Here is a 23,735-nt window from a genome sequence, read left to right on the forward strand (position 1 = left end):
ATGACTCAGGGCAAGGGATTCACGCATCTGCACGTGCACACCGAGTACTCCATGCTCGACGGCGCCGCTCGACTCGACGATCTGTTCGAGGCCTGCCACGCCCAGGGGATGGACTCGCTGGCCACGACCGACCACGGCTTCGTCTTCGGCGCCTACGACTTCTGGTCGCGGGCCAACAAGGCCGGGATCAAGCCGATCATCGGCGTGGAGGCGTACCTGACCCCCGGCACGGCACGCGCCGATCGCACGCGCGTGAAGTTCGCCGACGGCGGCCGCAACGACGTCTCCGGCGCCGGCTCCTACACCCACATGACCCTGCTGGCCGAGACCACCGAGGGCATGCAGAACCTGTTCCGGGCCTCGAGCTACGCCTCCCTGGAGGGCCAGCTCTACAAGCCCCGCATGGACCGGGATCTGCTCAACCGCTACGGCAAGGGCCTGATCGCCACGACCGGTTGCCCGTCCGGGGAGATCCAGACCCGTCTGCGGCTGGGTCAGTACAAGGAGGCGATCGACGCCGCCGCCGAGTTCCGGGACATCTTCGGCCCCGAGAACTTCTACTGCGAGATCATGGATCACGGCCTGGGGATCGAGAAGGACGTCCACCAGGACCTCATGAAGCTGGCCAAGGACCTCCAGCTGCCCCTGGTCGCTACGAACGACCTCCACTACACGAATGCCGAGGACGCCAAGGCGCACGCCGCCCTGCTGTGCGTGCAGTCCGGCTCCACGCTGGCCGATCCCAAGCGCTTCAAGTTCGATGCCGACGAGTTCTACCTCAAGTCGGCCGCGGAGATGCGGGATCTGTTCCGGGACTACCCGGAGGCCTGCGACAACACGCTGGAGATCGCCGAGCGCTGCCACGTCGAGTTCGACGAGACCGTCGGCAAGTTCATGCCCGTCTTCCCGGTCCCGGAGGGCGAGTCGGAGGAGTCCTGGTTCGCCAAGGAGGTCGACCGCGGCCTGGAGTTCCGCTTCCCGGACGGCGTCCCCTCGGAGGTGCGGGATCAGGCCGAGTACGAGAAGGGGATCATTCTGCAGATGGGCTTCCCCGGGTACTTCCTGGTGGTGGCCGACTTCATCACCTGGGCCAAGGCCCAGGGGATCCGCGTGGGTCCGGGGCGCGGCTCCGGCGCAGGCTCCATGGTCGCCTACGCCATGCGCATCACGGAGCTGAACCCCCTGGAGCACGGGCTGATCTTCGAGCGCTTCCTGAACCCCGAGCGCGTCTCCATGCCGGACTTCGACATCGACTTCGATGATCGTCGCCGCCCGGAGGTCATCCGCTACGTCACCGAGAAGTACGGCGACGAGCGCGTGGCCATGATCGTCACCTACGGCACCATCAAGGCCAAGCAGGCGCTGAAGGACTCCTCGCGCGTGCTGGGCTACCCGTTCTCCATGGGCGAGAAGCTCACCAAGGCCATGCCGCCGGACATCATGGGCAAGGGCATCTCCCTGGCGGATGTCTACAACGAGGATGCCAAGCGCTACGAGGAGGCCGCCGAGCTGCGAGAGGTCCTGCAGGAGGACCCCGAGTCGCAGAAGGTCTTCGAGACGGCCCAGGGCCTCGAGGGGCTCAAGCGCCAGTGGGGCGTGCACGCCGCCGGCGTGATCATGTCCTCGGACCCGCTGATCGACATCATCCCGCTCATGCGCCGCGAGCAGGACGGGCAGATCATCACCCAGTTCGACTACCCCACGTGCGAGGGGCTCGGGCTGATCAAGATGGACTTCCTGGGGCTGCGAAACCTCACGATCATCTCCGACGCCCTGGAGAACATCACCCACAACCGCGACGGCTTCGTCCTGGACCTCGAGGGGCTGGCTCTCGACGACAAGGCCTCCTACGACCTCCTGGCCCGCGGCGACACGCTGGGCGTCTTCCAGCTCGACGGCGGCCCCATGCGCCAGCTGCTGAAGATGATGCGCCCGGACCAGTACGAGGACATCTCCGCTGTGCTGGCGCTCTACCGCCCCGGCCCCATGGGCGTGAACTCGCACATCAACTACGCCCTGCGCAAGACGGGCCAGCAGGAGATCACCCCGATCCACCCGGAGCTCGAGGAGCCGCTGGCCGAGATCCTGGACCTGACCTACGGCCTGATCGTGTATCAGGAGCAGGTCATGGCCGTGGCGCAGAAGGTCGCCGACTACACCCTGGGCCAGGCGGATCTGCTGCGCCGGGCCATGGGCAAGAAGAAGAAGTCCGAGCTGGACAAGCAGAAGGACTTCTTCTTCGGCGGCATGGAGAAGAACGGGTACTCCCGGGAGGCCGCCGACACCCTGTGGCACGTCCTCGAGTCGTTCTCCGACTACGCGTTCAACAAGGCGCACACCGCCGCCTACGGACTGGTCTCCTACTGGACGGCCTACCTCAAGGCGCACTACCCGGCCGAGTACATGGCCGCGCTGCTGACGTCGGTGGGCGATGACAAGGACAAGCTCGCGCTCTACCTCAACGAGTGCCGCCGCATGGGCATCACCGTGCTGCCACCGGACGTCAACGAGTCCGTCGTGAACTTCACGCCCGTGGGGGAGGACATCCGCTTCGGCATGGCCGCGGTGCGTAACGTGGGCGCCAACGTGGTGGAGGCGATCGTGCGCGCTCGCACGTCGGAGGGGGCCTTCACGTCCTTCAACGACTTCCTCTCCAAGGTCGAGCTCGTGGTGTGCAATAAGCGAACGATCGAGTCGCTCGTGAAGTCGGGGGCCTTCGATCAGCTCGGGCACACCCGCCGGGCGCTCGTGGACGTCCACGAGCAGGCCATCGACGACGTCGTGTCCCAGAAGAAGAACGAGGCCAAGGGCGAGTTCACCTTCGACATCTTCGCCATGGGCGGGGACACCGCCGAGTCGGAGGGCGAGGGGCTGCAGGTCGAGGTCCCTGACCTGCCGGAGTGGGAGCGCAAGGACATGCTCTCCTTCGAGCGCGAGATGCTCGGGCTCTACGTCTCGGATCACCCCCTGCGCGGGCTGGACCAGGCGCTGGCCGAGCACTCGGACACCTCGGTGCAGCAGGTGCTCTCCGAGGACGGCGGCAAGCCGGACGGGGCGATCGTCACGGTCGCCGGCATGATCACCTCGGTTCAGCGCCGGATCGCCAAGTCCTCGGGCAACGCCTATGCCCGGATCGAGCTCGAGGACCGATCCGGCTCCGTCGAGATCATGTTCTTCGGCAAGGTCTACGCCCCCATCGCGGGAGTGCTGGCCGAGGACCTGATCTGCTCGATCAAGGGCCGCGTGCAGAAGCGCGACGACGGCTCCGTGTCCATGTCCGCCATGGAGCTGACCCTGCCGGAGATCCACCCGGAGGGCCACGCCGGTCCGGTCACGATCACGGTGCCGGAGCGCCGGCTCAACGAGCAGACCGTCGGGGAGCTCGCCTCGGTGCTGCGCAGCCACCGCGGCGATTCGGAGGTCCGGCTTCGGGTTGGGACCCAGCGGGCCACGCAGGTCTGGCAGCTGCCGCCGCAGTACCGGGTCGAGGCCGGACCGGCGTTCTTCGGCGATCTGAAGGTCCTGCTGGGCCCCGCCTGCCTGGAGGGCTGAGCCCGTCGCAGAGGGGGCCGGTGCTCCCGGGGCCGTCATCGCCCGGGGCCTAGAATGGGTGCCGTGAACGCGAATCCTGAGAACCCCGTGCCCTCCGCCGACCCCGCTGCTGCGGCCTCGTCCCAGGACCGCGCCGGGAACGGGGCCGGTCCCGTCCTGCGCACGATCGATCTGCGCGGCCAGGACTTGGCCTGGGCGCAGCTGCGCGCCGTCGTGCCCCGGCAGACCGACGGCGCCCGTCAGGACGCCGACGACACCGTCCGGGCGATCATCGCGGACGTTCGCGAGCGCGGCGCGCAGGCCCTGCGGGACTACGCCCAGCGCTTCGACGGGGTCGCCCAGGACCGCCTCAAGGTGGATCCCGAGCAGATCCAGCAGGCCGTGCGCGAGCTCGATCCGGCCGTGCGCGCGGGTCTCGAATCGGCCATCGAGCGCTGCCGCGCCTTCGCCGCCGCTCAGCGCCCGGCCGATGCCGAGATCGAGGTCGCTCCCGGAGCCCGCCTGGTCCACCGATGGACCCCGGTGCAGCGCGTGGGCCTCTACGTGCCGGGCGGTCTGGCCGTCTACCCCTCGTCGGTCGTGATGAACGTCGTGCCCGCGCAGGCCGCCGGCGTCGAGTCGGTCGTGCTGTGCACGCCGCCGCAGGCCGAGTTCGGCGGCCTGCCGCATCCCACGATCCTGGCCGCCGCCGGGCTGCTCGGCGTGGACGAGGTCTGGGCGATCGGCGGGGCCCAGGCCCTGGCCGCCATGGCCCACGGCGTGGTCGACGAGGGCGAGGACCGCCGTGACGTCCTGGAGCCCGTGCACACGATCACCGGGCCGGGCAACCTGTTCGTGGCGACCGCCAAGCGCCAGCTGCGCTCGGTCGTGGGCGTCGATGCCGAGGCCGGCACCACCGAGATCGCCGTGATCGCCGATGAGACCGCTCAGCCGCGCTACGTGGCCGCCGATCTGATCTCCCAGGCAGAGCACGACCCGCTGGCCGGGTCGGTGCTGATCACCCACAGCCCGCGGATCGCGCAGCAGGTCGCAGAGGCCATCGTGGAGCTGGCCGGCACGGCGCGCCACGCCGAGCGCATCCGCACGGCGCTGGAGGGCGAGCAGTCCGGCGTGGTGCTCACCGACAGCCTCGAGGCCTCGATCGCCGTGGCCGATGCCTACGCCGCCGAGCACCTCGAGATCCACACCGAGGATCCGCGCGCCGTGGCGGCCAGGGTGCGCAACGCCGGGGCGATCTTCGTGGGCCCGTACAGCCCGGTGCCGCTGGGGGACTACGCGGCCGGCTCCAACCACGTGCTGCCCACGGGCGGGTCGGCGGTGCACGCCCAGGGGCTGTGCACCACGAGCTTCATGAAGGCCGTCCAGGTCATCGAGTACGACCAGCAGGCCCTGCTGGAGCTCGAGCCGGCCATCACCGCACTGGCCGAAGCAGAGGACCTGCCCAATCACGGCGTGGCCGTCACGGTGCGCGCGCAGGACGCCGCGCACGCCGCCGACACGGAGGGCTGAGCGTGCACTGCCCGTTCTGCCGCCATCCCGACTCCAAGGTCGTGGACTCGCGCACCACCGATGACGGCGCCGCGATCCGGCGCCGCCGCCAGTGCGCGCAGTGCAAGCGGCGCTTCTCGACCATGGAGACCACCACGATCTCCGTGATCAAGCGCTCGGGGGTCACCGAGCCGTTCGAACGGCAGAAGATCGTCTCCGGCGTGCGCAAGGCATGCCAGGGCCGACCCGTGAACGAGGACGACCTGGCCAAGCTGGCCCAGGAGGTCGAGGAATCGGTGCGCGCGGCCGGGATCGCCGAGATCGAAGCCGATGAGGTCGGGCTGGCCATCCTCAAGCCGCTGCGCCGGCTGGACGTGGTCGCCTATCTGCGCTTCGCCTCCGTGTACCAGGCCTTCAGCGACCTGGACGACTTCGAGAACGCCATCGAGGTGCTGCGCTCCGAGCGCGCCGCTCAGGCCATCGGCCAGCAGGCACTCGTGGACGACGAGGTGACCGCACCGCGGCGCTCCAAGCGTCGCACCGCCCCCTCCGCCGAGCGGCGCACGTCCGCGCAGCGACGACGCTCCGCCGCACCCGCCGAGACGGAGGACAGCCCCGAGCAGGAGCGACTGCTGTGACGGGAGCATCCCGGGCCTGACCTGGGGCTGCGCCGCGGGTTCCGCCCTCGGCGATCACCGCCTTGCCGGGGATCGGAGACGGCCTGTACAGTAGGTGCATAAGGCCCGTCAGGGGTTGCGGAGGGGAAGCCGCGAACCCTGACGGGCCTTTGCAATGCCCGGATGCTGCCGGGGCCCGCGCGCTGTCGGGAGGGAGCCGGACTCAGCCCGCGGCGTGGCGGCGCTGATCCTCCTCCGCCCACAGGGCGGCGCCCACGATGCCCGCGTTGTTGCGCAGCTGAGCCACCTCCACGGGGGTCTCGAGCTCGAGCAGCGGCAGGAACTTGTCCGACTTCTTGGACACGCCGCCGCCGACCACGAACAGGTCGGGGGAGAACAGCATCTGCACGTGCTCGAAATAGGGCTGCAGGCGGTGCGTGGCCCACTTCTTGAAGGACAGCTCCTGCCGCTCGCGCGCCACGGCCGAGGCCCGGGTCTCGGCGTCGTGGCCGTCGAGCTCCAGGTGCCCGAGCTCGGCGTTGGGCACCAGATGCCCGTCCATGATCAGGGCGGCACCGATGCCCGTGCCCAGGGTCAGCATGATGACCAGTCCGTCGACGCCCCTGCCGGCGCCGTAGCGGGCCTCGGCCAGACCGGCGCCGTCGGCGTCGTTGAGGGCGGCGATCGGACGGCCCAGCGTCTCGGAGAAGGTCTCGGCGATGTTCGCCCCGACCCACGACTCGTCGATGTTGGCCGCCAGCTTGGTCACGCCGTTCTTGACGATCGACGGGACGATCACGCCGATGGGCGATCCCGGCTCCGGGGCACCCTCGCGGTCCTGCAGCACGGCGACGATCTCGCCGATGACCTTGCCGACGGCTTCCGGCGTGGCCGGCTGCGGCGTGGGGATGCGGTAGCGCTCCCCGATCAGATCGCCGACCTCCAGGTCGACGATCCCGCCCTTGATGCCGGTGCCGCCGACATCGATCCCGATGAAGCGACGCGCGCTCGAGGCCGAGCCCGCGGACGGGGCCGGGGGAGTGGTGTCATCGTCGCGGACTCCCGAGTCCTTGACGACGTCCTCGGCGGTGATCTTCTCCGCGGGCTTGGCGTGGGTCTTCTTGGCGGCCATGTCGGCTCCCTTCGATGGACGGTGCAGGCTCAGGCGGCCGTGGGCAGCGTCAGGACATCCACGCCGTCCTCGGTGACCACCATGGTGTGCTCGAACTGGGCGGTGCGCCGCCTGTCGGCGGTGGTGATCGTCCAGTCGTCGTCCCACTGCTCCCACTGGATGGATCCGAGAGTGAGCATGGGCTCGATGGTGAAGATCATGCCCGGAACGATCTCCGTGGCATAGGAGGGCGCGGCATCGTAATGCGGGATGATCAGCCCGGTGTGGAATTCGTGGCCCACTCCGTGGCCCGTGAAGTCGCGGACCACGCCGTATCCGAAGCGCTGGGCGTACTTCTCGATGACCCGTCCGATGACGTTGATCTCGCGGCCTGGACGCACTGCCTTCATGGCGCGGTTCAGCGACTCCCGTGTCCGCTCCACGAGCAGGCGGGACTGCTCGTCGACCTCGCCCACCAGGAACATGGCGTTCGTGTCGCCGTGCATCCCGTCCTTGTAGGCCGTGACATCGAGGTTGATGATGTCGCCGTCCTCGAGCACGGTGGAATCCGGGATGCCGTGGCAGATGACCTCGTTGAGCGAGGTGCAGATCGACTTGCGGAAGCCGCGGTAGCCCAGGCAGGACGGATACGCCCCGTGATCGCACATGTACTCGTGGGCGATCCGGTCCAGCTCATCGGTGGTCGTGCCCGGCACGCAGGCCTTCCCGGCCTCCTGCAGGGCGTCGGCGGCGATCGTGCCGGCGGCCCGCACCAGCTCGATCTCCTCCGGGGTGTAGATGTTCGAGCACTTGCCCTCGTCGGGATCCTTCTTGCCCACGTACTCGGGCCGGACGATGCCGCCGGGCACCTGGCGCGACTTCCCGATGGCTCCGGGGCGCAGGCGCCCGAGCGGGGCGGCGCCGGGCTCGGCGGGGAGGTTGTGGGACGGGCTGGACACGGGGATCGGCGCTCCTTCTGGTCAGGGGTTCTCGACGGCGCTGCGTCGGGTGGTCTTCCTCCCAGCTTAGTTCTCCGGGCCGACGCCGCTGCGGGACAGGTCGACCGGGCAACGGGGCGGCGTGCGCGGACGGAGCAGGCCGTGCGGATCACGGTGGGGGATACTGGGCAGCGGAAGCGCTCGCGCAGCGAGCCGGCCGCAGGGCCCTGGAGCCATGCGGCCGCACGACGACACCGGGAAGGCAGGTCGCATCATGGAGTACTGGTACAACCTCAGCAGCGGTCAGATCGAGCGGGGCCAGCAGTCGGACTACAGCCAGCTGCTGGGCCCGTACGCCTCGGAGGCCGAGGCGCGCAGGGCGCTGGAGACCGCGGCGGCCAAGTCCAAGGCCTGGGACGAGAAGGAGCGCGAGTTCCGCGACGACTGAGCGGGCTTCGTCTGCTCCGAGGACGTGGACGGGCCCCGACGGCAGCGCTGCCGTCGGGGCCCTCGTCGTCCCGTGCCTCGCAGCTGAGCTCTCAGGCCACGTGCCTGGCCGGCTCGGACCTGCTCAGGGGCAGCTTCAGAAGGTGTGCTCGGGCCCGGGGAAGGAGCCGTCGCGGACGTCGTCGGCGTAGCGGGTCACGGCGTCGGTGATCGTGGAGCGCAGAGCGGCGTACTGACGCACGAACCGCGGGACGCGTCCGCCGTTGAGACCCAGCAGGTCCTGCCACACGAGCACCTGCCCGGTGGTCGCAGCCCCTGCGCCGATGCCGACGGTCGGCACGTCCAGGGCGGCGTCGACCTCCTGCGCGGTCTGCGCCGGGACCATCTCGAGCAGCACGGAGAACGCACCGGCCTCCTGCAGCGCCAGGGCGTCGTCGAGGACGCGTCGGGCCGTCTCGCCGCGGCCCTGGACCCGGTAGCCGCCCAGGGCATGCTCGGACTGCGGGGTGAAGCCCACATGGCCCATCACCGGGATCCCGGCGCGCACCACGGCGCGCACGTGCTCGGCCAGCGCGACGTCCGCCTCGATCTTCACCGCGTGGACCCCTCCCTCCTTGAGCAGCCGCACCGCCGAGCGCACGGCCTGCTGCGGAGACTCCTCGTAGGAGCCGAAGGGCAGATCGGCGATCACCAGGGCGCGACGGGTCGCGCGGGAGACCGCGGCCGAGAGCATGATCATCTGCTCGAGCGTCACCGGCAGCGTCGAGGACTGCCCGAAGACCGTGCTCCCGGCCGAGTCGCCGACCAGGAGGGTGTCGATGCCCGCGGAGTCGAAGATCTCGGCGAGCATGGCGTCGTAGGCCGTGAGCATCGTGAAGCGCTCGCCGGCCTCCTTGGCCTCCTGCAGGTGCCGGGTGCGCACCCGGCCCACGCTGCGCAGCCCCGGTGCGTTGCGCTCGGCGGCGCCCGCCGGAACGGAAGCGCTGTTGGGGTAGGGCGCCGAGTCCGGGCGAACGGAGGAATGATCCGAGGAGGCTGCATCAGTCATGATGCCAGGGTACGCGTCGGACGCGGCGCGCCGGGTCGTCGTCCGAGCCTGCCGATAGGCTGGGACTCGGCACCGCACCGGGTCGTCATCGGCGACGACCCCTCGCCCTGGGGCGAGCACTCGAGCCATAAGGAGACCCCATGGACCGTCAGCAGGAGTTCGTGCTGCGCACCATCGAGGACCGCGACGTCCGCTTCGTGCGCATGTGGTTCACGGACGTGACGGGCACGCTCAAGTCCGTGGCGCTCGCCCCGGCGGAGGTCGAGTCGGCCTTCGAGGAGGGACTGGGCTTCGACGGCTCCTCGATCGAGGGCTTCTCGCGGGTCACGGAGTCGGACATGCTCCTGCAGCCGGATCCCTCGACCTTCCAGATCCTGCCGTGGCGCGGTAAGGATCAGCCCACGGCCCGCATGTTCTGCGACATCCTCACCCCGGACGGCGAGCCGTCCATGGCGGATCCCCGCGGCGTGCTCAAGCGCGTGCTGGCCAAGGCCACCGAGCAGGGTGTCACCTGCTACACCTCCCCGGAGATCGAGTTCTACCTCCTGGAGTCCTCGCGCCTGGATCCTGCCACGGGTGAGCCCACGCCGGTGGACAGCGAGGGCTACTTCGATCACACCCCGGGCGGCGTGGTGCAGAACTTCCGCAGGGACGTCGTGCTCATGCTCGAGGAGGTCGGCATCTCCGTCGAGTTCTCCCACCATGAGGCCGGCCCGGGCCAGAACGAGATCGACCTGCGCTATGCCGATCCGCTGCAGACTGCGGACAACATCATGACGTTCCGCACGATCGTCAAGGAGTCGGCACTCAAGCACGACTCGTACGCGACCTTCATGCCCAAGCCGTTCGGCAATCACCCCGGTTCGGGCATGCACACGCACTTCTCCCTGTTCGAGGGCGACACCAACGCGTTCTTCGAGGCGGGTGCCGAGTTCCAGCTCTCGCGCGTGGCCGGGCACTTCATCGCCGGCGTGCTGCGCTACGCCCCGGAGATGGCGATCCTGACCAATCAGTTCGTGAACTCGTACAAGCGGCTGTGGGGCGGCGACGAGGCTCCCTCCTACGTCTCCTGGGGCCACAACAACCGCTCCGCGCTCGTGCGGGTGCCGCTGTACAAGCCGGACAAGGTGCAGTCCGCGCGCATCGAGTACCGCGGCCTGGACTCGGCGGCCAACCCGTACCTGGCCTACGCCGGCGTGCTGGCCGCCGGCCTTCGCGGGATCGAGGACGAGCTGGAGCTGCCTGAGGTCGAGTCGGACGATCTGGGCGCCATGTCCAGCGCCGAGCGCCGCGTGGCCGGGCACGAGCCCATGCCGGGCTCCCTGCACGAGGCGATCCGACTGGCCGAGGAGTCCGAGTTCATGGCCGATCTGCTCGGCGAGCAGGTCTTCGGGCACATCATGCGCAACAAGCGCGCGGAATGGGAGTCCTACCGCACGGTGGTCACCCGCTACGAACTCGAGACCAATCTCGGCCTGCTCTGAAGAACGGAAGGCGCTCGCAAATGAGCCAGGAACAGGACGCTCCCACCGCCCTTCCGGAGGCGCTCGAGAAGCTCGCGGACCGGCGCCTGGTCAAGACCGGGTTCGACGACGTGCGCACGGCCCGGCGCTGGCTCGGCTTCGGCGAGCTGAAGGGCGTGGAGCTCGAGCCCCTGCTCGGGCAGCTCGAGCAGACCGGCTGCCCGGACGCCGCCGTGCGCTGCCTGGTGCGACTGATCGAGGCCGAGCCCCGGGCCGCTGCCCGTCTGAAGGACCCGCAGCAGGCGCAGACGCTGATCCGCCTGCTGGGCTGCTCCGAGGCCCTCGGCAGCTTCCTCGAGTCGCACCCGCAGCACCTGGACCTGCTCGATGGTCCCCTCGACCCCGAGCCGGAGGAGATCTCCGCCGACGAGCTGCGCTCGAGCCTCCTGCGCAGCGTGGGCGCCGACCCGGAGGCGGACACGCCCGTTGCGCAGTCCGTCGGCGACGACGGCGCGGCAGCCCTGCGCGTCGAGTACCGCCGCCAGCTCATCCGCATCGCCCTGGGCGATCTGGGCGCCGCCGATCCCGTTGATCACCTGCCGGCCGTCGGGCGGCAGCTCGCGGATCTGGCCGCAGCGGCCATCGAGGCCGCGCTGGCCGTCTCCCGAGGCGAGATCCACGCCGGCAGCGGGTCCACCCAGGCGGACCCGGAGGAGCTCGAGCGCATCCGGCTCAGCGTCATCGGGATGGGCAAGTGCGGGGCCAGGGAGCTGAACTACATCTCTGACGTGGACGTCGTCTACGTCCACGACATCGTCGACCCGTTTGGCGGCGAGGACGGCCACTTGCCGATCGACGACGACCGCGCAGCCGTGCTGGCCACGGCCCTGGCCAGCGGGACCGCTCGAGCCGTGATGTCCAACGGCCCGGAGGCCCCGCTGTGGGAACTCGACGCCAACCTGCGCCCCGAGGGCAAGGACGGGCCTCTGTCGCGCACACTGGACTCCCACGTGCGCTACTACCGCAAGTGGGCCAAGTCCTGGGAGTTCCAGGCGCTGCTCAAGGCCCGGCCCATGGCGGGGGACCAGGAGCTCGGCCGGCGCTACTCCGAGGCGATCTCGCCCATGGTGTGGGAGTCGAGCCAGCGCGAGGGCTTCGTGTCCTCGGTGCAGGCCATGCGCCGGCGCGTCATGGACAACATCCCCTCCGAGGAGCGGGACCGCCAGATCAAGCTCGGCCCCGGCGGCCTGCGCGACGTCGAGTTCACCGTCCAGCTGCTGCAGCTGGTGCACGGCCGCGGCGACGAGTCCGTGCGCACCCGTGCCACCACGGACTCCCTGGCGGCCCTGGCCAACGCCGGGTACATCGGCCGTGAGGACGCCGAGGAGTTCGGCGCCCAGTACCGGTGGCTGCGCCTGCTCGAGCATCGCATCCAGCTCTTCCGCATGCGTCGCACCCACCTGATGCCCACCACCACCGCGGAGCTGGCCGTGATCGCCGCCGCCATGCACCCGCCCGGGGCGGGCGCCCGCACCGGCGGCGACGACCTGATGGAGCGCTGGCACAAGACGCGCAGGGCCGTGCGCGGCATGCACGAGCGGATCTTCTACCGCCCGCTGCTGGCCGCGATCACCAACACCTCCTTCGAGGGCGTCGAGCTGAACCAGGACCAGGTCCGAGACCGCCTCAAGGCGCTGGGCTACCGCGACCCCAAGGCTGCCCATCGTCACCTCGAGGCGCTCACTCGGGGCGTCAGCCGCCGGGCCAGCATCCTGCGCACGCTGCTTCCGGTGCTGCTCGAGTGGTTCGCCGAAGGCGTGGATCCGGATGCCGGGCTGCTCGGCTTCCGGCGAGTGTCGGAGGAGCTGGGCACCTCGCCCTGGTACCTGCGGATGCTGCGCGATTCCAACACCGGGGCGCAGCGCCTGTGCCACGTGCTCTCCTCCTCGCGCTACATCTCGGACATGCTCGAGACGCTGCCGGAGGCCACCGCGTGGCTGGGCACGGACGCCGAGCTCAAGCCCCGGACCTTCGCCACATTGTGGGCGGAGACGCACGCGCAGATGGGCCGTCACCCGGATGCCGAGTCCGCAGTGCGCATGATCCGACTGATGCGGCGCAGGGAGTCGCTGCGCGTGGCGCTGGCCGACACCGCCGGGCTGATCGATGTCCAGCAGGTCGTCGCGGCGCTGTCGGACATCGACCGCGCTGCGGTGCTCGGTGCCCTGTACTCCGCCGAGCGGGAGCTGCATCGCGAGCAGGGAGTGCCCTGGGCAGCCGACATCCTCGTGGTCGCCATGGGGCGCCAGGGCGGTCGCGAGATCGGCTACGGCTCCGACGCCGATGTCCTCTACGTCTACGTCCCCTGCGAAGACGGCCACGAGCATCCTGGCCGCGATGAGCTCGGGCTGATCTCCCGACCGGATGATGCCGCGGCCCCCGGGGCGGCCGATGCCGTGGAGGGCGCGAGCACCGACGACACCGCGGAATCCGACGATGCACTGTCGGGCGCCTCCGACGAGGCTGCGGCCTCCGATGACGCCCCGGACTCCGACGCCGCCGCCGAGGATGCCCCGCCGCAGCAACCGGGGGAGCAGGCGGCGCGGGTGATCGAGCGGATGGTCCAGCTGCTCAAGCGGCCCTGCGACCCGCCGATCGTGGCTGAGCGCGTGCTGGAGATCGACAACGATCTGCGTCCCGAGGGGCGCTCCGGTCCCATGGTCCGGTCGCTGGAGTCCTACGCCGAGTACTACAGCCGCTGGGCGGACACTTGGGAGTTCCAGGCGCTCACCCGAGCCCGGCCCATGGCGGGGTCGGATCTGCTCGCTGAGCGGTTCACCGAGCTGATCGATCCCTACCGCTACCCGGCGGAGCTCACCGAGCGCCAGCTCAATGAGATCCGGCGCATGAAGGCTCGGGTGGAGAACGAGCGCCTGCCGCGCGGTGCCGACCCGTCCCGGCATGTGAAGCTGGGTCGCGGGGGTCTCTCGGACGTCGAATGGCTCGTGCAGACCCTGCAGCTGCAGCACGCCCACCAGCATCCCGGCCTGCGCACCACCTCCACCCTGGACGGGCTCGAGGCCGCGGTGCAGGCCGAGCTGATGGACTCGGAGGACGCCCACGCCCTGGCCAAGGCCTGGAAGCTGTGCACGGCCATCCGCAACGGCAACGTGCTGCGCACCGGCCGGGCCTCGGACGTGCTGCCCTCGGCGGGCCAGGACATGGAGGCCGTCGCGCGGTGGTGCGGCTATCCGCCGGGCAGCTCCGAGCTGCTCGAGGATGACTACCTTCGCACCACGCGCCAGGCCCGCGCTGTCTTCGAGCGGCTGTTCTACGGCCTGTGAGTGCAGGCGCGGCGACATGTCGCCGCGCAACGCGCACGGCCCCTGTCGTCACGCCGCCGGATGATCTGGATCGCAGCGGTGCTGCTGTTCCCGCTGCTGGGACCGCTCGTGCGGTTCGTGGTGGGCCAGCGGGCAGACGTGCACGATCCGGCGCTGCGTCGCGGTCTCGATTCGCAGTCCGACGGGCCCGGAGCCCGTTAGCTCGACGGCCGGGGCGGTCCCGCCCGCGGCATGAATCCGCCTGCCCGACCCTCGACGTGTGCGGGCACATACCCCGGACAATAGAAGAGTCCGCACGAGCGGCGATCGCGTCGGCGATCACTGCCCGTGCGGACTGTTCGCGGATTCTCCGCGCTGTGCGATGCTGATTGCCCTCGTCGGCTGGGGGGCGAGGTTCAGACCCCGTAGTAGAGCTGGAACTCGAGCGGGTGCGGGACGAGCGAGAGCGGCTTGAGCTCGATCTCGCGCTTGTACTCGATCCAGGAGGACAGAGTGTCCTCAGTGAAGACATCGCCCTGCAGCAGGAACTCGTGGTCCTCCTCCAGCGCCTGCAGCGCCTCCTCGAGCGAGCCCGGAGCCTTCTTGATGTCCTTGGCCTCCTCGGGCGGCAGCTCGTAGAGGTCCTTGTCGATCGGATCCGCCGGCTCGATGCGGTTGCGGATGCCGTCCAGGCCGGCCATCAGCTGCGCGGCGAAGGCCAGGTACGGGTTGCAGGAGGGATCCGGGGCGCGGAACTCCAGGCGCTTGGCCTTGGGGTTGGTGCCGGTGATCGGGATGCGGATGCCGGCGGAGCGGTTGCCCTGCGAGTAGACCATGTTGACCGGGGCCTCGAAGCCCTTCACCAGGCGGCGGTAGGAGTTCACCGTGGGGTTGGTGAAGGCCAGCACGGCCGAGGAGTGCTCGAGCAGCCCGCCGATGTACCAGCGAGCCAGGTCGGAGAGCCCGGCATAGCCCTTCTCGTCGTAGAACAGCGGCTCGCCGTTCTTCCACAGCGACTGGTGGCAGTGCATGCCGGAGCCGTTGTCGTTGAAGACCGGCTTGGGCATGAAGGTGGCGGTCTTGCCCCAGGCCTCTGCGGTGTTCTTCACGACGTACTTGAACTTCTGCAGGTCGTCGGCCGCATGGGTCAGGGTGTCGAAGCGGTAGTTGATCTCCGCCTGACCGGAAGCGCCGACCTCGTGGTGGGCGCGCTCGACCTCCAGGCCGACCTCATCCAGGGTCACGGAGATGGCATCGCGCAGATCGGCCTGCTTGTCCGTGGGGGAGACGGGGAAGTAGCCGCCCTTCAGGGACGTCTTGTTGGCCAGGTTGCCGCCCTCCTCACGGCGCCCGGTGTTCCACGGGGCCTCGTCGGAGTCCACGGCGTAGAAGGAGCCCTGCGGCTGGACGTCGTAGCGGACGTCCTCGAAGATGAAGAACTCGGCCTCGGGGGCGAAGTTCGCCGTGTCCGCGATCCCGGTGGAGCGCATGTAGGCCTCGGCGCGCTCGGCCACGCCGCGGGGGTCGCGGTGGTAGGGCTCGCCGGTGCGGGGGTTGACGATCGAGCAGGTGACGTTGAGCGTCTTCTCGGTGCGGTACGGGTCCAGGAAGGCGGTGGCCACATCCGGGATGAGCTGCATGTCGGACTCGGCGATTCCAGCGAACCCGCGGATCGAGGAGCCGTCGAAGAGCTGCCCGTTCACGAAGAAGTCGTCATCCACGGCCTTGGCGGGGAGGTTGAAGTGCTGCTGGACCCCCGGCATGTCGGTGAACCGGATGTCGACGAAGACGACGTCCTCCTCCTTGATGAATGCGAGGACCTCTTCTGCTGTCTTGAACACTGCGTACTCCTTCATGGTGTGGGGCGGCCGCCCTGTCAGCGGTCTTCCGCACGACGGGCCGAGCCCCTAGCGGATCGTCTTCGACCCTACGGAGGCGCCGTTGCCCAGCCGTGACCCTCGTGTTTCGCGGGTGTTTCGGATCTCATCCTATCGGCCGATCCTCCGAGCACGCCCGAAGCGCGCAGGATCCGCCGGAGCCGCCGCGGCTGCCCCGGTAGGCTGAGCGGATGACCGAGCACGACGACGTCCGCCGCCCCAGCGCCCCTGCCGACGCAGAGACGGGCTACCCGGGACAGGGTCTGGGGCGACCCCAGGACGGGCCCGGCTCGATTCCCAGCCTGATCCGCCGCGTGGGAGGCCTGTGCATCGACTGGGGCATCGCGGTGGCGCTGGCCTGGGCGCTGCTGCCCTACGAGTGGGTCAACCTCGGCATCACCGGGATCTGGCTGGTGCTCACGATCCTGGCGGTGGGGTTCATGGGCCACTCGGTGGGCCACCTGGTCCTGGGGATGCAGGTCCAGACCCTCGATGGCCGCCCGATCGGCTTCGCCAGGGCATTCGTGCGCACCGTGCTTCTCGCCCTGGTGATCCCGGCGCTGATCATGGACCGCGACCAGCGCGGGCTCAACGATCGCCTGATCGGCACGGTGCTGGTGCGCATCCGCTGAGCCCGACCACGCGAAGAGGCCCCGGACGTCGGTGACATCCGGGGCCTCTTCGCGCGTTCGGAGCGGGATCAGCGGCCGCGCAGCGCCTTGTGATCGGGGCGGGCGCGCATGGGGTCCACGCCCTTGGGGATCGGCAGCTGGTCGGAGCGCAGGGTCGACAGGCGCTGGTGCACCGCCGAGACCTCCTGCTTGGTCAGCTTGTTCTCCAGCTTGCGGATGTGCTTGGAGACCTGGTTCAGCGGCACCTGATCCTCACGCGGGCCGGCGGCGATGATGTGGATCGGGACATTGCGCACGCGCGGTCCCACGCGGCGGCGCTCCTTCTCGGCGAGCTTGCGGGCGCGGCCGGTGGGGCCCTCGGTCACCAGCACCACACCGGGGCGGCCGATGGCGCGGAAGACCAGGTCGCGATTGCGCGGATCGATCTGCACCGGCTGCTCCTCGACGATCCAGCCGCGGCGCAGCGTGGACAGAGCCGCGCCCGTGGCGCCCGGCTGATCCTCGATGCGGGCGAAGGCGGCCTTCTCCGCCCGTCGGGACAGGAACCAGAAGCACAGCAGGATGGCGAACGGGATGCCGATCAGCAGCCAGGTGATCCAGTTGTTGAGCAGCAGGCCCAGCAGCAGGAAGACCACCAGCACGCCCAGCCCGAGGGCGATGAGCTTGAGGGTGATGTTCGGGTCCTGCTCCTTGGTGATCTGGAAGACCTGCTTGATCTGGGCGAAGGGCCCGGGACCGCGCTCGGCCTTCCGCTTGGCCTTGGCCTCGCGCTGCTCCTGCTTGGCCTTGGCCTTGGCGGCCTTGGGATCGGCAGCGGAGGCGCCCTTGCTGCGGGAGGGAGTGCGATCAGACACGGATGGTTCCTCGTGGTCGGGATGCTGCGGGTGGCCGCCCGGTCGAGACGCTGGTCGGCGAGGGGCGGCGGAGCGGGGCCAGTCTAGCGGCTGAGGGAGGCGGCAAGGGCCCGCCCGACGCGATGCGTCGGCGGGCCCTTGCCGGACCGACGGTGCGCTGCAGGCACCGGCAGCTCGGACTCAGCGGCCGAGCTTGGCCATGAGGGTCGAGGCCTCCTGCGCGGCGGAGCCCTCATCGGTGATGTGGGCCAGGTGCTCGGGGATCTCGCGGTCGAGCTTCTTCATGGCCCGGGCCCACAGGCGCCCGGAGCGGTAGGAGGAGCGGACCATGGGCCCGGCCATGACGCCCAGGAAGCCGATCTCCTCAGCCATCTCGCTGTACTCCACGAACTGCTCGGGCTTGACCCAGCGGTCGATCGGGTGGAAGAGCTTGGACGGGCGGAGGTACTGCGTGAGGGTGATGATGTCGCAGCCGGAGTCGCGCAGGTCGCACAGTGCCTCGTAGATCTCCTCGTCCGTCTCGCCCATGCCCAGGATCAGGTTGGACTTGGTGATCAGGTCCTGGTCCTTGGCGAAGTTCAGGACCTCGAGGGAGCGCTCGTAGGTGAAGGCCGGGCGGATCTTCTTGAAGATGCGCGGCACGGTCTCCAGGTTGTGGGCGAAGACCTCCGGCTGGGCGTCGACGACCTCCTGCAGGGACTCGGGGCGGCCCTTGAAGTCGGGGATCAGGATCTCCATGCCGGTGTTCGGGGCGATCTCGTGCACGGCGCGGATGGTCTCCGCGTAGAGCCACGACGCGCCGTCCTCCTGGTCATCGCGGGCCACGCCGGTGACGGTCGCGTAGCGCAGGTCGAGGTCGCGGATGGACTCCGCGACCTTGCGGGGCTCCTCCGGGTCCAGGGGCTCGGGACGGCCGGTGGAGATGTCGCAGAAGTCGCAGCGACGGGTGCACACCGAGCCGCCGATGAGGAACGAGGCCTCGCGGTCCTCCCAGCACTCGTAGATGTTGGGGCAGCCGGCCTCCTCGCACACCGTGTGCAGGCCCTGGCTGCGGGCCATGGACTTCAGCTTGGTGTACTCCGGACCGGTGCGCGCGGTGTTCTTGAGCCAGTCCGGCTTCTTCTCGACCGGGACCTCGGCATTGCGGGCTTCGACGCGCAGCAGGCGGCGGCCTTCGGGGGCGATGGTCATCGGCGTTCTCCTCGTCTGTTGTCCTGGGTGAGGACCGGGTCAGTCTTTCGGTGCTCGGTCCGCGCGGTGGCGCGGGCTGATGCGTCTCAGGCCGCGCTCGCGGCGGGCCAGGGCAGGGGTGCGGCGTCTGCGGGGATCTCGGAGACCTCGCACAGATCGGCCTCGCGGAGGATCAGCTCGTCGATCACGAGGTCCTTGACCTCCGACGGCGTCACGGTCCGGCCGAGCTCGCGGCTGATCGTGGTCACGCCGGCGTCCGAGATACCGCACGGGATGATGCTGCGGAACGCCTCGAGGTCGTTGCTGCAGTTGATCGCGATGCCGTGCATGGTGGTGCGCTTGGAGACCTGCACGCCGATCGCCGAGATCTTGCGATCGCCGCCGCGCTCGTCGGCGAGGATCCAGGCTCCGGAGCGGCCCTCGACCGTGACGGCCTCCAGGCCGAGCCGTCGCAGCACGGACAGCACGAGCTGCTCCATGTTCCGCACGAACTTCACGACGTCGATCGGGGTGGTCAGCTTCATGATCGGGTAGACCACGAGCATCCCGGGGCCGTGCCAGGTGATCTTGCCTCCGCGGCCGATCTCGACCACTTCGGTCCCATCCGTGGGGTACTCCTCGGCGGCGGCTCGCCGACCTGCCGTATAGACCGGCTCGTGCTCGCACAGCAGGACCGTGTTGGCCCGGGTGCCCGCGACGACGTCGCCGTGGACGATCCGCTGCAGCTCCAGCGCGGGTCGGTACGGAACCAGGTCCGGAGCCATGCCGAGAGACTCGATGGAAAGGGACATGTCACCAGGGTACGCCTGGTGCTCGGATGTGGATAACTCGAGACGCCCTTTCGCTGACAGCATGCTGGGCGCATGGACGAGAACCAGACGGGCACCGCTCAGGACCACGATCCGTTCCGGGAGCTTCTGCGCTTCGATGGCCCGTGGGCGCCGGCCGGCGGGCAGCGGCTCACGCACCTGCAGACCGGAGAGTCCTTCGGACGGCTCGCGCTTGCGGACGCGCACGACGCCTCTGACTGGGCCGAGCTCGTGGACGCACTTGCAGACCTGGACAGCGAGCGGCTCGTGCTCCCGCGGGCGGTGATCGACGACGGCACCGCCGTGCTCTACTCCGGGCCCGACGACCTCGGTGAATCCTTTGCGAGCCTGCTGGAGGCTTCCGGGATGGTCGAGCAGGATGAGACCGTGCGCATGGCAGCCGATCTCGCTCTCGCCCTGCGGCAGCTGCACTCCTCCGGCGCAGTGCTCGGGCGTCTGCGGCTGCAGGACGTGCTCAGGTCCGGTGACGGAGGGTGGGCGCTGCTGGTCTCTCCGTCCTCCGGCGCGCACACGGCGGCTGGGGCTGAGCTGGCGCGGCTCAGCCGCGCCGACGTGGTCCTGCTCGCCTCGGCCGCTGTCACGGTGCTCACCGGGCGACGCCCCAGCGCTGCGCGCACTCGCGCGCCGCTGCGCAGCACCCACCCGCTGCTCGATCCGGAAGCCGCCGACGCCCTGGACCTCGTGCTCGACCGGGCGGCGCAGCAGGAGGGGGAGGGCTCAGCCGGGACGGGGGAGCGCGCCGGGCCGACGGCTCGTGCCGGCACCGGGATGGCCACCGGCTCAGGGATGCTCACGGCCTCGGAGCTGGAGCTGCTGCTGCGGCCTGCAGCATCGTGCTCGGCAGGGTTCGAGCCGACGGAGGAGGAGGCGACAGGGGATGAGCCAGCGCGCTCCGGCCCCACAGGCGCCGGGCCTGCCGACGTGACGCGGAGGGGCCGGCCCGCTGTCGAAGGACCGATTGCGGCGAAGGGCGCGGGCGACTTCGGCCCTCTGTCCGCAGATGAAGCCGAGCCCCTCCCGGGAGGACAGGAGCGCGATGATCCCACCGTCCGGCTGCTGCGCGCCGAGGCACGTGAGCCGGAGAGATGGCGGCGCAGCGCTCGAAGTCTCCGAGGTAGCAATCGACGAGGTGACGGCGGTGCCCAGCACACCGGCGGTGGCGGCGAGCAGGGCAGGGGCGGCGGGCCTCAGCTCGTGAGCAGCGATCGTGCGGACCGGGGCAGGGCTCGTCCAGCCCGAGGTCGTGCGCGTCCGTCAGCCGCCGCGTCTGAGCAATCGCGACGCCCGCGTCGCGTGCTCGCCGGAGCGGCCGCGGTCGTGATCGGTGCCGCTGCCCTGGCCGGGTGGCAGGTCGTCACCGGGCCGCCAGACGAGATCCCCAGCGCCGTCGACTCGGTTGAGCAGGTTCCGGGCGCTGCTGTCGGAGACCAGTCGGCTGCCGGCGGCGATGACCCGACGCAGGCAGCACCGGGGGAGTCCGTCTCGTCCGAGACCGGAGCAGCGACCGAGCCGGAAGCCGTGAGCGCTCAGCACAGTCCGGAGTACGCCGCGGCCGCGCTGATCGCCTTGCGCGCCGATGCGCTGCGCACGGGAGATCACGACCTGCTGGAATCGGTCTACCTCCCGGAAGCGGCCGATCTGGCCGATGACCTGGAGACCCTGGACCAGGCGAGATCGTCGGGAGCGTTCGAGGACCTGCAGATGGCGCTCGCCGATGCGCAGCCGTCGGCCTCGGACCCGAGCACCGCCCGCGCTGAAGCCAGTCCACGCGAGCGAACCGCCACGGTCACCGGCACGGTGGAGGCCACGGGCAGCGGCCTGGATCCGGAGGCCGCCGGTGAGGCCACGCTGCGCCAGGACGTGAGCATCGAGATGGTGGCAGGCGACGACGGCGCCTGGCGCCTCCTCGACGTCACGCCGATGTGAGCCGAAGATGCCGGAGGCCCGAGATGGCCTCGATCCGGAGGCGGCGGCGACCCTGTGAGGACGGCGAGCCGGGACCGATCTGCTCGGTCCCGGCTCACGGGTGCACTGCTCAGCGGGGCTCGTGTGCCTGCGTGCGGCTCACCAGAGGACGGCGATCACCATGTTGATCAGGGCCGAGCCGCCCACGCCGTGGGCGATGCCGGTCGAGACCGTCTCGCCCTTGGCGATCTTCCGGCGACCGATCAGGGCCGCGGCGAAGACCGCGATGGCGATGATCAGCTTGATGGTGAGCTTGAGGTGGTTCACGGGGCCGTCCCCCATCTCGAGCAGCCCCATCAGGAGCAGACCGGAGACGAGCATGGCCACGGACGACCAGAACTGCCAGCCGGTCACCGTCGGCTTGCGGAACGTGGCGATCCAGGTGCCGATGATCACGGCGGCGCCGAAGAGATGGACGAGGACCAGGAGGGAGTACACGAATGCCATGGAATCCACACTAACCGCAGTTTGACGGCACCCTGTCACCGATTCCTCGAGGCAGCCGGTGATCTCAGCCACCCGTCGCGATGCGGGAAGGCCCCGCACCGTGGGACGGTGCGGGGCCTTGCAGGAGACGCTCGCTCGACGCGCTGCCGAGCGGGGGCGGACTCAGCTCACAGGCCGAGCGAGCCCTCGAAGCGGCCCTCCTCCAGGCGGGCCTTGAGACCCTGGAGGAAGCGGCCGGCGTCGGCGCCGTCCACGATGCGGTGATCGTAGGTCAGCGACAGGTAGCACATGTGACGGATGGCCACGACGTCGTTGCCGTCGGCGTCCTGGATGACCATGGGGCGCTTCACGATCGTGCCCGTGCCCAGGATGGCGACCTGGGGCTGGTTGATGATCGGGGTGTCGAACAGAGCGCCGAAGGAGCCCAGGTTCGTGATCGTGAAGGTGCCGCCGGTCAGGTCGTCAGGGCTGAGCGAGCCGTCGCGACCGCGGGAGCCGAGGTCGGCGATGTTCTGGGCCAGGCCCGGAAGCTGCATGTCGCCAGCCTCCTTGATGACCGGGACCAGCAGACCGCGCGGGGTGTCCACGGCGATCGCCAGGTTCTCGGAGCCGTTGTAGACGATCTCCTTCTCGTCCTCCTTGAACGTGGCGTTCAGGGCCGGGTTGGCCTTGAGCCCCTCGGCCACGGCCTGGGCGAAGAAGGGGAGGTAGGTCAGCTTGGCGCCGTGCTTCTCCTGGAACGGGGCCTTGGCCTTGTTCCGCAGAGCGGCCACGCGGGTCATGTCGACCTCGGTGACCTGCGTCAGCTGAGCGGACTCCTGCAGCGACTCACGCATGCGCTTGGCGATCGTCATGCGGATGCGCGGTGCCTTCTCCGTGGTGCCGCGCTTGTCCGAGACGGGCTGGATGGTGGTCGGCTCGCCGTTGTCGGCGATCTGCGCACCACCCTGCTGGGCCGAGCCGGAGGAGGCCGGGGCCTGGGCGCCCGACTCCGCAGCGGCCAGAACGTCCTGCTTGCGGATGCGCCCACCCACGCCGGTGCCCTTCACGGAGGCGAGGTCCACGCCCTTCTCGCGTGCGAGCTTGCGCACGAGCGGGGTGACGTAGCCGGAGGCCTCGCCGGAGCCGGAGGCCTCGGAGGATTCCTGCTTCGGAGCCTTCTGCTGCGCGGACTCGGTCTTGGCGGCCTGCGCCTTCTCGGACCTCTGGTCCTGAGCGGACTTCTCGTCCTTCTTGGCCTCGCCGGAGGTCTTGTCCTCGGCGGCCTTGTCGGTGGCCTCGGGGGTCGACGATGACGTCGCGGCGTCCTCGATCTCCTCGGCGGACTTCTCCTCGCTCTTGCCCTGATCGGAGGAGTCATCCGAGGAGTCGGAGGACTCGGCGGCGTCTGCGTCACCGATCACGGCCAGGACCTGGCCGACCTCGGCGTCCTCGTCCTCCTGGACGCGGATCTCGAGCAGGGTGCCGGCCACCGGGGAGGGGACCTCGGTGTCGACCTTGTCGGTGGAGACCTCGAGCAGGGGCTCGTCGACGGAGATCTCCTCGCCGATCTCCTTGAGCCAACGGGTCACGGTGCCCTCGGTCACGGACTCGCCCAGGGCGGGCAGGGTGACCTCGGTGCCGGAGCCGCCGGAGGACTTCTTGGTCTCGGCCTTCGGAGCCTCCTCGGCGGGCTTCTCCTCAGACTTCTCCTCAGCCTTCGGCTCAGCCTTCGGCTCCTCCTTCTCGGCGGAGTCATCCGCGGAGTCGCTGGAGTCGTCGGAGGACTCGGCGGCGTCTGCGTCACCGATCACGGCCAGGACCTGGCCGACCTCGGCGTCCTCGTCCTCCTGGACGCGGATCTCGAGCAGGGTGCCGGCCACCGGGGAGGGGACCTCGGTGTCGACCTTGTCGGTGGAGACCTCGAGCAGGGGCTCGTCGACGGAGATCTCCTCGCCGATCTCCTTGAGCCA

18 protein-coding genes are annotated in these 23,735 nt (G+C 69.8%); 9 read left to right on the forward strand and 9 right to left on the reverse strand.

The window, feature by feature from the left end; translation table 11 throughout:
- Genes dnaE through nrdR form a run of 3 tightly spaced genes read left to right on the forward strand, consistent with a single transcriptional unit; the run spans nucleotide 1 to nucleotide 5,678 of the window.
- A complete protein-coding gene (gene dnaE, locus FFS25_RS06590) occupies nucleotides 1–3,552 on the forward strand; it encodes a DNA polymerase III subunit alpha (protein ID WP_006214845.1) in 3,552 nt (1,183 codons plus the stop codon).
- 54 nt (nucleotides 3,553–3,606) lie between these two features.
- Nucleotides 3,607–5,061, forward strand: a complete 1,455-nt coding sequence (gene hisD / locus FFS25_RS06595; protein WP_100244702.1) for a histidinol dehydrogenase — start codon at nucleotides 3,607–3,609, stop codon at nucleotides 5,059–5,061.
- Between the two features lie 2 nt (nucleotides 5,062–5,063).
- The gene (gene nrdR / locus FFS25_RS06600) at nucleotides 5,064–5,678 is read left to right on the forward strand and encodes a transcriptional regulator NrdR (RefSeq protein WP_006214847.1); all 615 of its coding nucleotides are present in this window, start codon (nucleotides 5,064–5,066) and stop codon (nucleotides 5,676–5,678) included.
- Nucleotides 5,679–5,880: 202 nt separating this feature from the next.
- Here nrdR and ppgK read toward each other — a convergent pair whose 3' ends face one another.
- Nucleotides 5,881–6,789 (reverse strand): polyphosphate--glucose phosphotransferase, encoded by a 909-nt coding sequence (gene ppgK / locus FFS25_RS06605; protein ID WP_006214848.1) that lies wholly within the window; start codon nucleotides 6,787–6,789, stop codon nucleotides 5,881–5,883.
- 29 nt (nucleotides 6,790–6,818) lie between these two features.
- The gene (gene map, locus FFS25_RS06610) at nucleotides 6,819–7,727 is read right to left on the reverse strand and encodes a type I methionyl aminopeptidase (protein WP_137802314.1); all 909 of its coding nucleotides are present in this window, start codon (nucleotides 7,725–7,727) and stop codon (nucleotides 6,819–6,821) included.
- Nucleotides 7,728–7,941: 214 nt separating this feature from the next.
- Here map and FFS25_RS06615 point away from each other — a divergent pair, with 214 nt between their 5' ends.
- A complete protein-coding gene (locus FFS25_RS06615; RefSeq protein ID WP_006214850.1) occupies nucleotides 7,942–8,154 on the forward strand; it encodes a hypothetical protein in 213 nt (70 codons plus the stop codon).
- A 135-nt stretch (nucleotides 8,155–8,289) separates the two neighbouring features.
- On the opposite strand, the gene panB is transcribed toward FFS25_RS06615, so the two are convergent.
- A complete protein-coding gene (gene panB / locus FFS25_RS06620; RefSeq protein WP_137802315.1) occupies nucleotides 8,290–9,201 on the reverse strand; it encodes a 3-methyl-2-oxobutanoate hydroxymethyltransferase in 912 nt (303 codons plus the stop codon).
- 140 nt (nucleotides 9,202–9,341) lie between these two features.
- Here panB and FFS25_RS06625 point away from each other — a divergent pair, with 140 nt between their 5' ends.
- From FFS25_RS06625 to FFS25_RS06635, 3 genes are read left to right on the forward strand one after another with little or no spacing between them, the layout of a single operon-like run.
- Nucleotides 9,342–10,685 carry a glutamine synthetase family protein gene (locus FFS25_RS06625; RefSeq protein WP_006214852.1) on the forward strand — a complete coding sequence of 448 codons (1,344 nt, stop codon included), beginning with the start codon at nucleotides 9,342–9,344 and terminating at the stop codon, nucleotides 10,683–10,685.
- 20 nt (nucleotides 10,686–10,705) lie between these two features.
- Entirely contained in the window at nucleotides 10,706–14,008 is a 3,303-nt protein-coding gene (locus FFS25_RS06630; RefSeq protein WP_137802316.1) for a bifunctional [glutamine synthetase] adenylyltransferase/[glutamine synthetase]-adenylyl-L-tyrosine phosphorylase, read from the forward strand.
- On the forward strand, nucleotides 14,009–14,209 hold the full coding sequence (locus tag FFS25_RS06635) for a PLD nuclease N-terminal domain-containing protein (protein ID WP_283957206.1): 201 nt from the start codon (nucleotides 14,009–14,011) through the stop codon (nucleotides 14,207–14,209).
- Nucleotides 14,210–14,403: 194 nt separating this feature from the next.
- On the opposite strand, the gene glnA is transcribed toward FFS25_RS06635, so the two are convergent.
- On the reverse strand, nucleotides 14,404–15,828 hold the full coding sequence (gene glnA / locus FFS25_RS06640) for a type I glutamate--ammonia ligase (RefSeq protein ID WP_137802318.1): 1,425 nt from the start codon (nucleotides 15,826–15,828) through the stop codon (nucleotides 14,404–14,406).
- 227 nt (nucleotides 15,829–16,055) lie between these two features.
- Between glnA and FFS25_RS06645 the strand changes: the two genes are divergently transcribed.
- Nucleotides 16,056–16,496 carry an RDD family protein gene (locus tag FFS25_RS06645; protein ID WP_053447494.1) on the forward strand — a complete coding sequence of 147 codons (441 nt, stop codon included), beginning with the start codon at nucleotides 16,056–16,058 and terminating at the stop codon, nucleotides 16,494–16,496.
- 68 nt (nucleotides 16,497–16,564) lie between these two features.
- Here the strand turns inward: FFS25_RS06645 and FFS25_RS06650 are convergent, their stop codons facing one another.
- The 3 genes from FFS25_RS06650 to lipB form a co-directional block, all read right to left on the reverse strand.
- Nucleotides 16,565–17,350 carry a DUF4191 domain-containing protein gene (locus tag FFS25_RS06650; RefSeq protein ID WP_006214858.1) on the reverse strand — a complete coding sequence of 262 codons (786 nt, stop codon included), beginning with the start codon at nucleotides 17,348–17,350 and terminating at the stop codon, nucleotides 16,565–16,567.
- 180 nt (nucleotides 17,351–17,530) lie between these two features.
- The gene (gene lipA / locus FFS25_RS06655; protein WP_137802319.1) at nucleotides 17,531–18,541 is read right to left on the reverse strand and encodes a lipoyl synthase; all 1,011 of its coding nucleotides are present in this window, start codon (nucleotides 18,539–18,541) and stop codon (nucleotides 17,531–17,533) included.
- Between the two features lie 86 nt (nucleotides 18,542–18,627).
- Nucleotides 18,628–19,332 (reverse strand): lipoyl(octanoyl) transferase LipB, encoded by a 705-nt coding sequence (gene lipB, locus FFS25_RS06660; RefSeq protein ID WP_024290309.1) that lies wholly within the window; start codon nucleotides 19,330–19,332, stop codon nucleotides 18,628–18,630.
- 72 nt (nucleotides 19,333–19,404) lie between these two features.
- Between lipB and FFS25_RS06665 the strand changes: the two genes are divergently transcribed.
- Nucleotides 19,405–21,297 carry a hypothetical protein gene (locus FFS25_RS06665; protein WP_137802320.1) on the forward strand — a complete coding sequence of 631 codons (1,893 nt, stop codon included), beginning with the start codon at nucleotides 19,405–19,407 and terminating at the stop codon, nucleotides 21,295–21,297.
- 138 nt (nucleotides 21,298–21,435) lie between these two features.
- On the opposite strand, the gene FFS25_RS06670 is transcribed toward FFS25_RS06665, so the two are convergent.
- Together FFS25_RS06670 and sucB are read right to left on the reverse strand one after the other, a co-directional pair.
- Entirely contained in the window at nucleotides 21,436–21,783 is a 348-nt protein-coding gene (locus FFS25_RS06670) for a hypothetical protein (protein ID WP_137802321.1), read from the reverse strand.
- A gap of 167 nt (nucleotides 21,784–21,950) precedes the next feature.
- Nucleotides 21,951–23,735: 2-oxoglutarate dehydrogenase, E2 component, dihydrolipoamide succinyltransferase (gene sucB / locus FFS25_RS06675; RefSeq protein WP_137802322.1), on the reverse strand; the 1,785-nt coding region annotated here is incomplete at its 5' end.

Origin of the sequence: Kocuria sp. 2SI, from assembly GCF_005502825.1 — a bacterium.
Taxonomy (GTDB): Bacteria; Actinomycetota; Actinomycetes; order Actinomycetales; family Micrococcaceae; genus Kocuria; species Kocuria palustris.

Excerpts from the sequence above, each read along its gene's own strand:
- FFS25_RS06625 (WP_006214852.1), top strand. The coding sequence starts at position 9,342 with ATGGACCGTCAGCAGGAGTTCGTGCTGCGCACCATCGAGGACCGCGAC.
- hisD (WP_100244702.1), top strand. The coding sequence starts at position 3,607 with ATGGGTGCCGTGAACGCGAATCCTGAGAACCCCGTGCCCTCCGCCGAC.
- lipA (WP_137802319.1), bottom strand. The coding sequence starts at position 18,541 with ATGACCATCGCCCCCGAAGGCCGCCGCCTGCTGCGCGTCGAAGCCCGC.
- FFS25_RS06670 (WP_137802321.1), bottom strand. The coding sequence starts at position 21,783 with ATGGCATTCGTGTACTCCCTCCTGGTCCTCGTCCATCTCTTCGGCGCC.
- FFS25_RS06630 (WP_137802316.1), top strand. The coding sequence starts at position 10,706 with ATGAGCCAGGAACAGGACGCTCCCACCGCCCTTCCGGAGGCGCTCGAG.
- ppgK (WP_006214848.1), bottom strand. The coding sequence starts at position 6,789 with ATGGCCGCCAAGAAGACCCACGCCAAGCCCGCGGAGAAGATCACCGCC.
- dnaE (WP_006214845.1), top strand. The coding sequence starts at position 1 with ATGACTCAGGGCAAGGGATTCACGCATCTGCACGTGCACACCGAGTAC.
- panB (WP_137802315.1), bottom strand. The coding sequence starts at position 9,201 with ATGACTGATGCAGCCTCCTCGGATCATTCCTCCGTTCGCCCGGACTCG.
- FFS25_RS06665 (WP_137802320.1), top strand. The coding sequence starts at position 19,405 with ATGGACGAGAACCAGACGGGCACCGCTCAGGACCACGATCCGTTCCGG.
- FFS25_RS06645 (WP_053447494.1), top strand. The coding sequence starts at position 16,056 with ATGACCGAGCACGACGACGTCCGCCGCCCCAGCGCCCCTGCCGACGCA.
- lipB (WP_024290309.1), bottom strand. The coding sequence starts at position 19,332 with ATGTCCCTTTCCATCGAGTCTCTCGGCATGGCTCCGGACCTGGTTCCG.
- FFS25_RS06615 (WP_006214850.1), top strand. The coding sequence starts at position 7,942 with ATGCGGCCGCACGACGACACCGGGAAGGCAGGTCGCATCATGGAGTAC.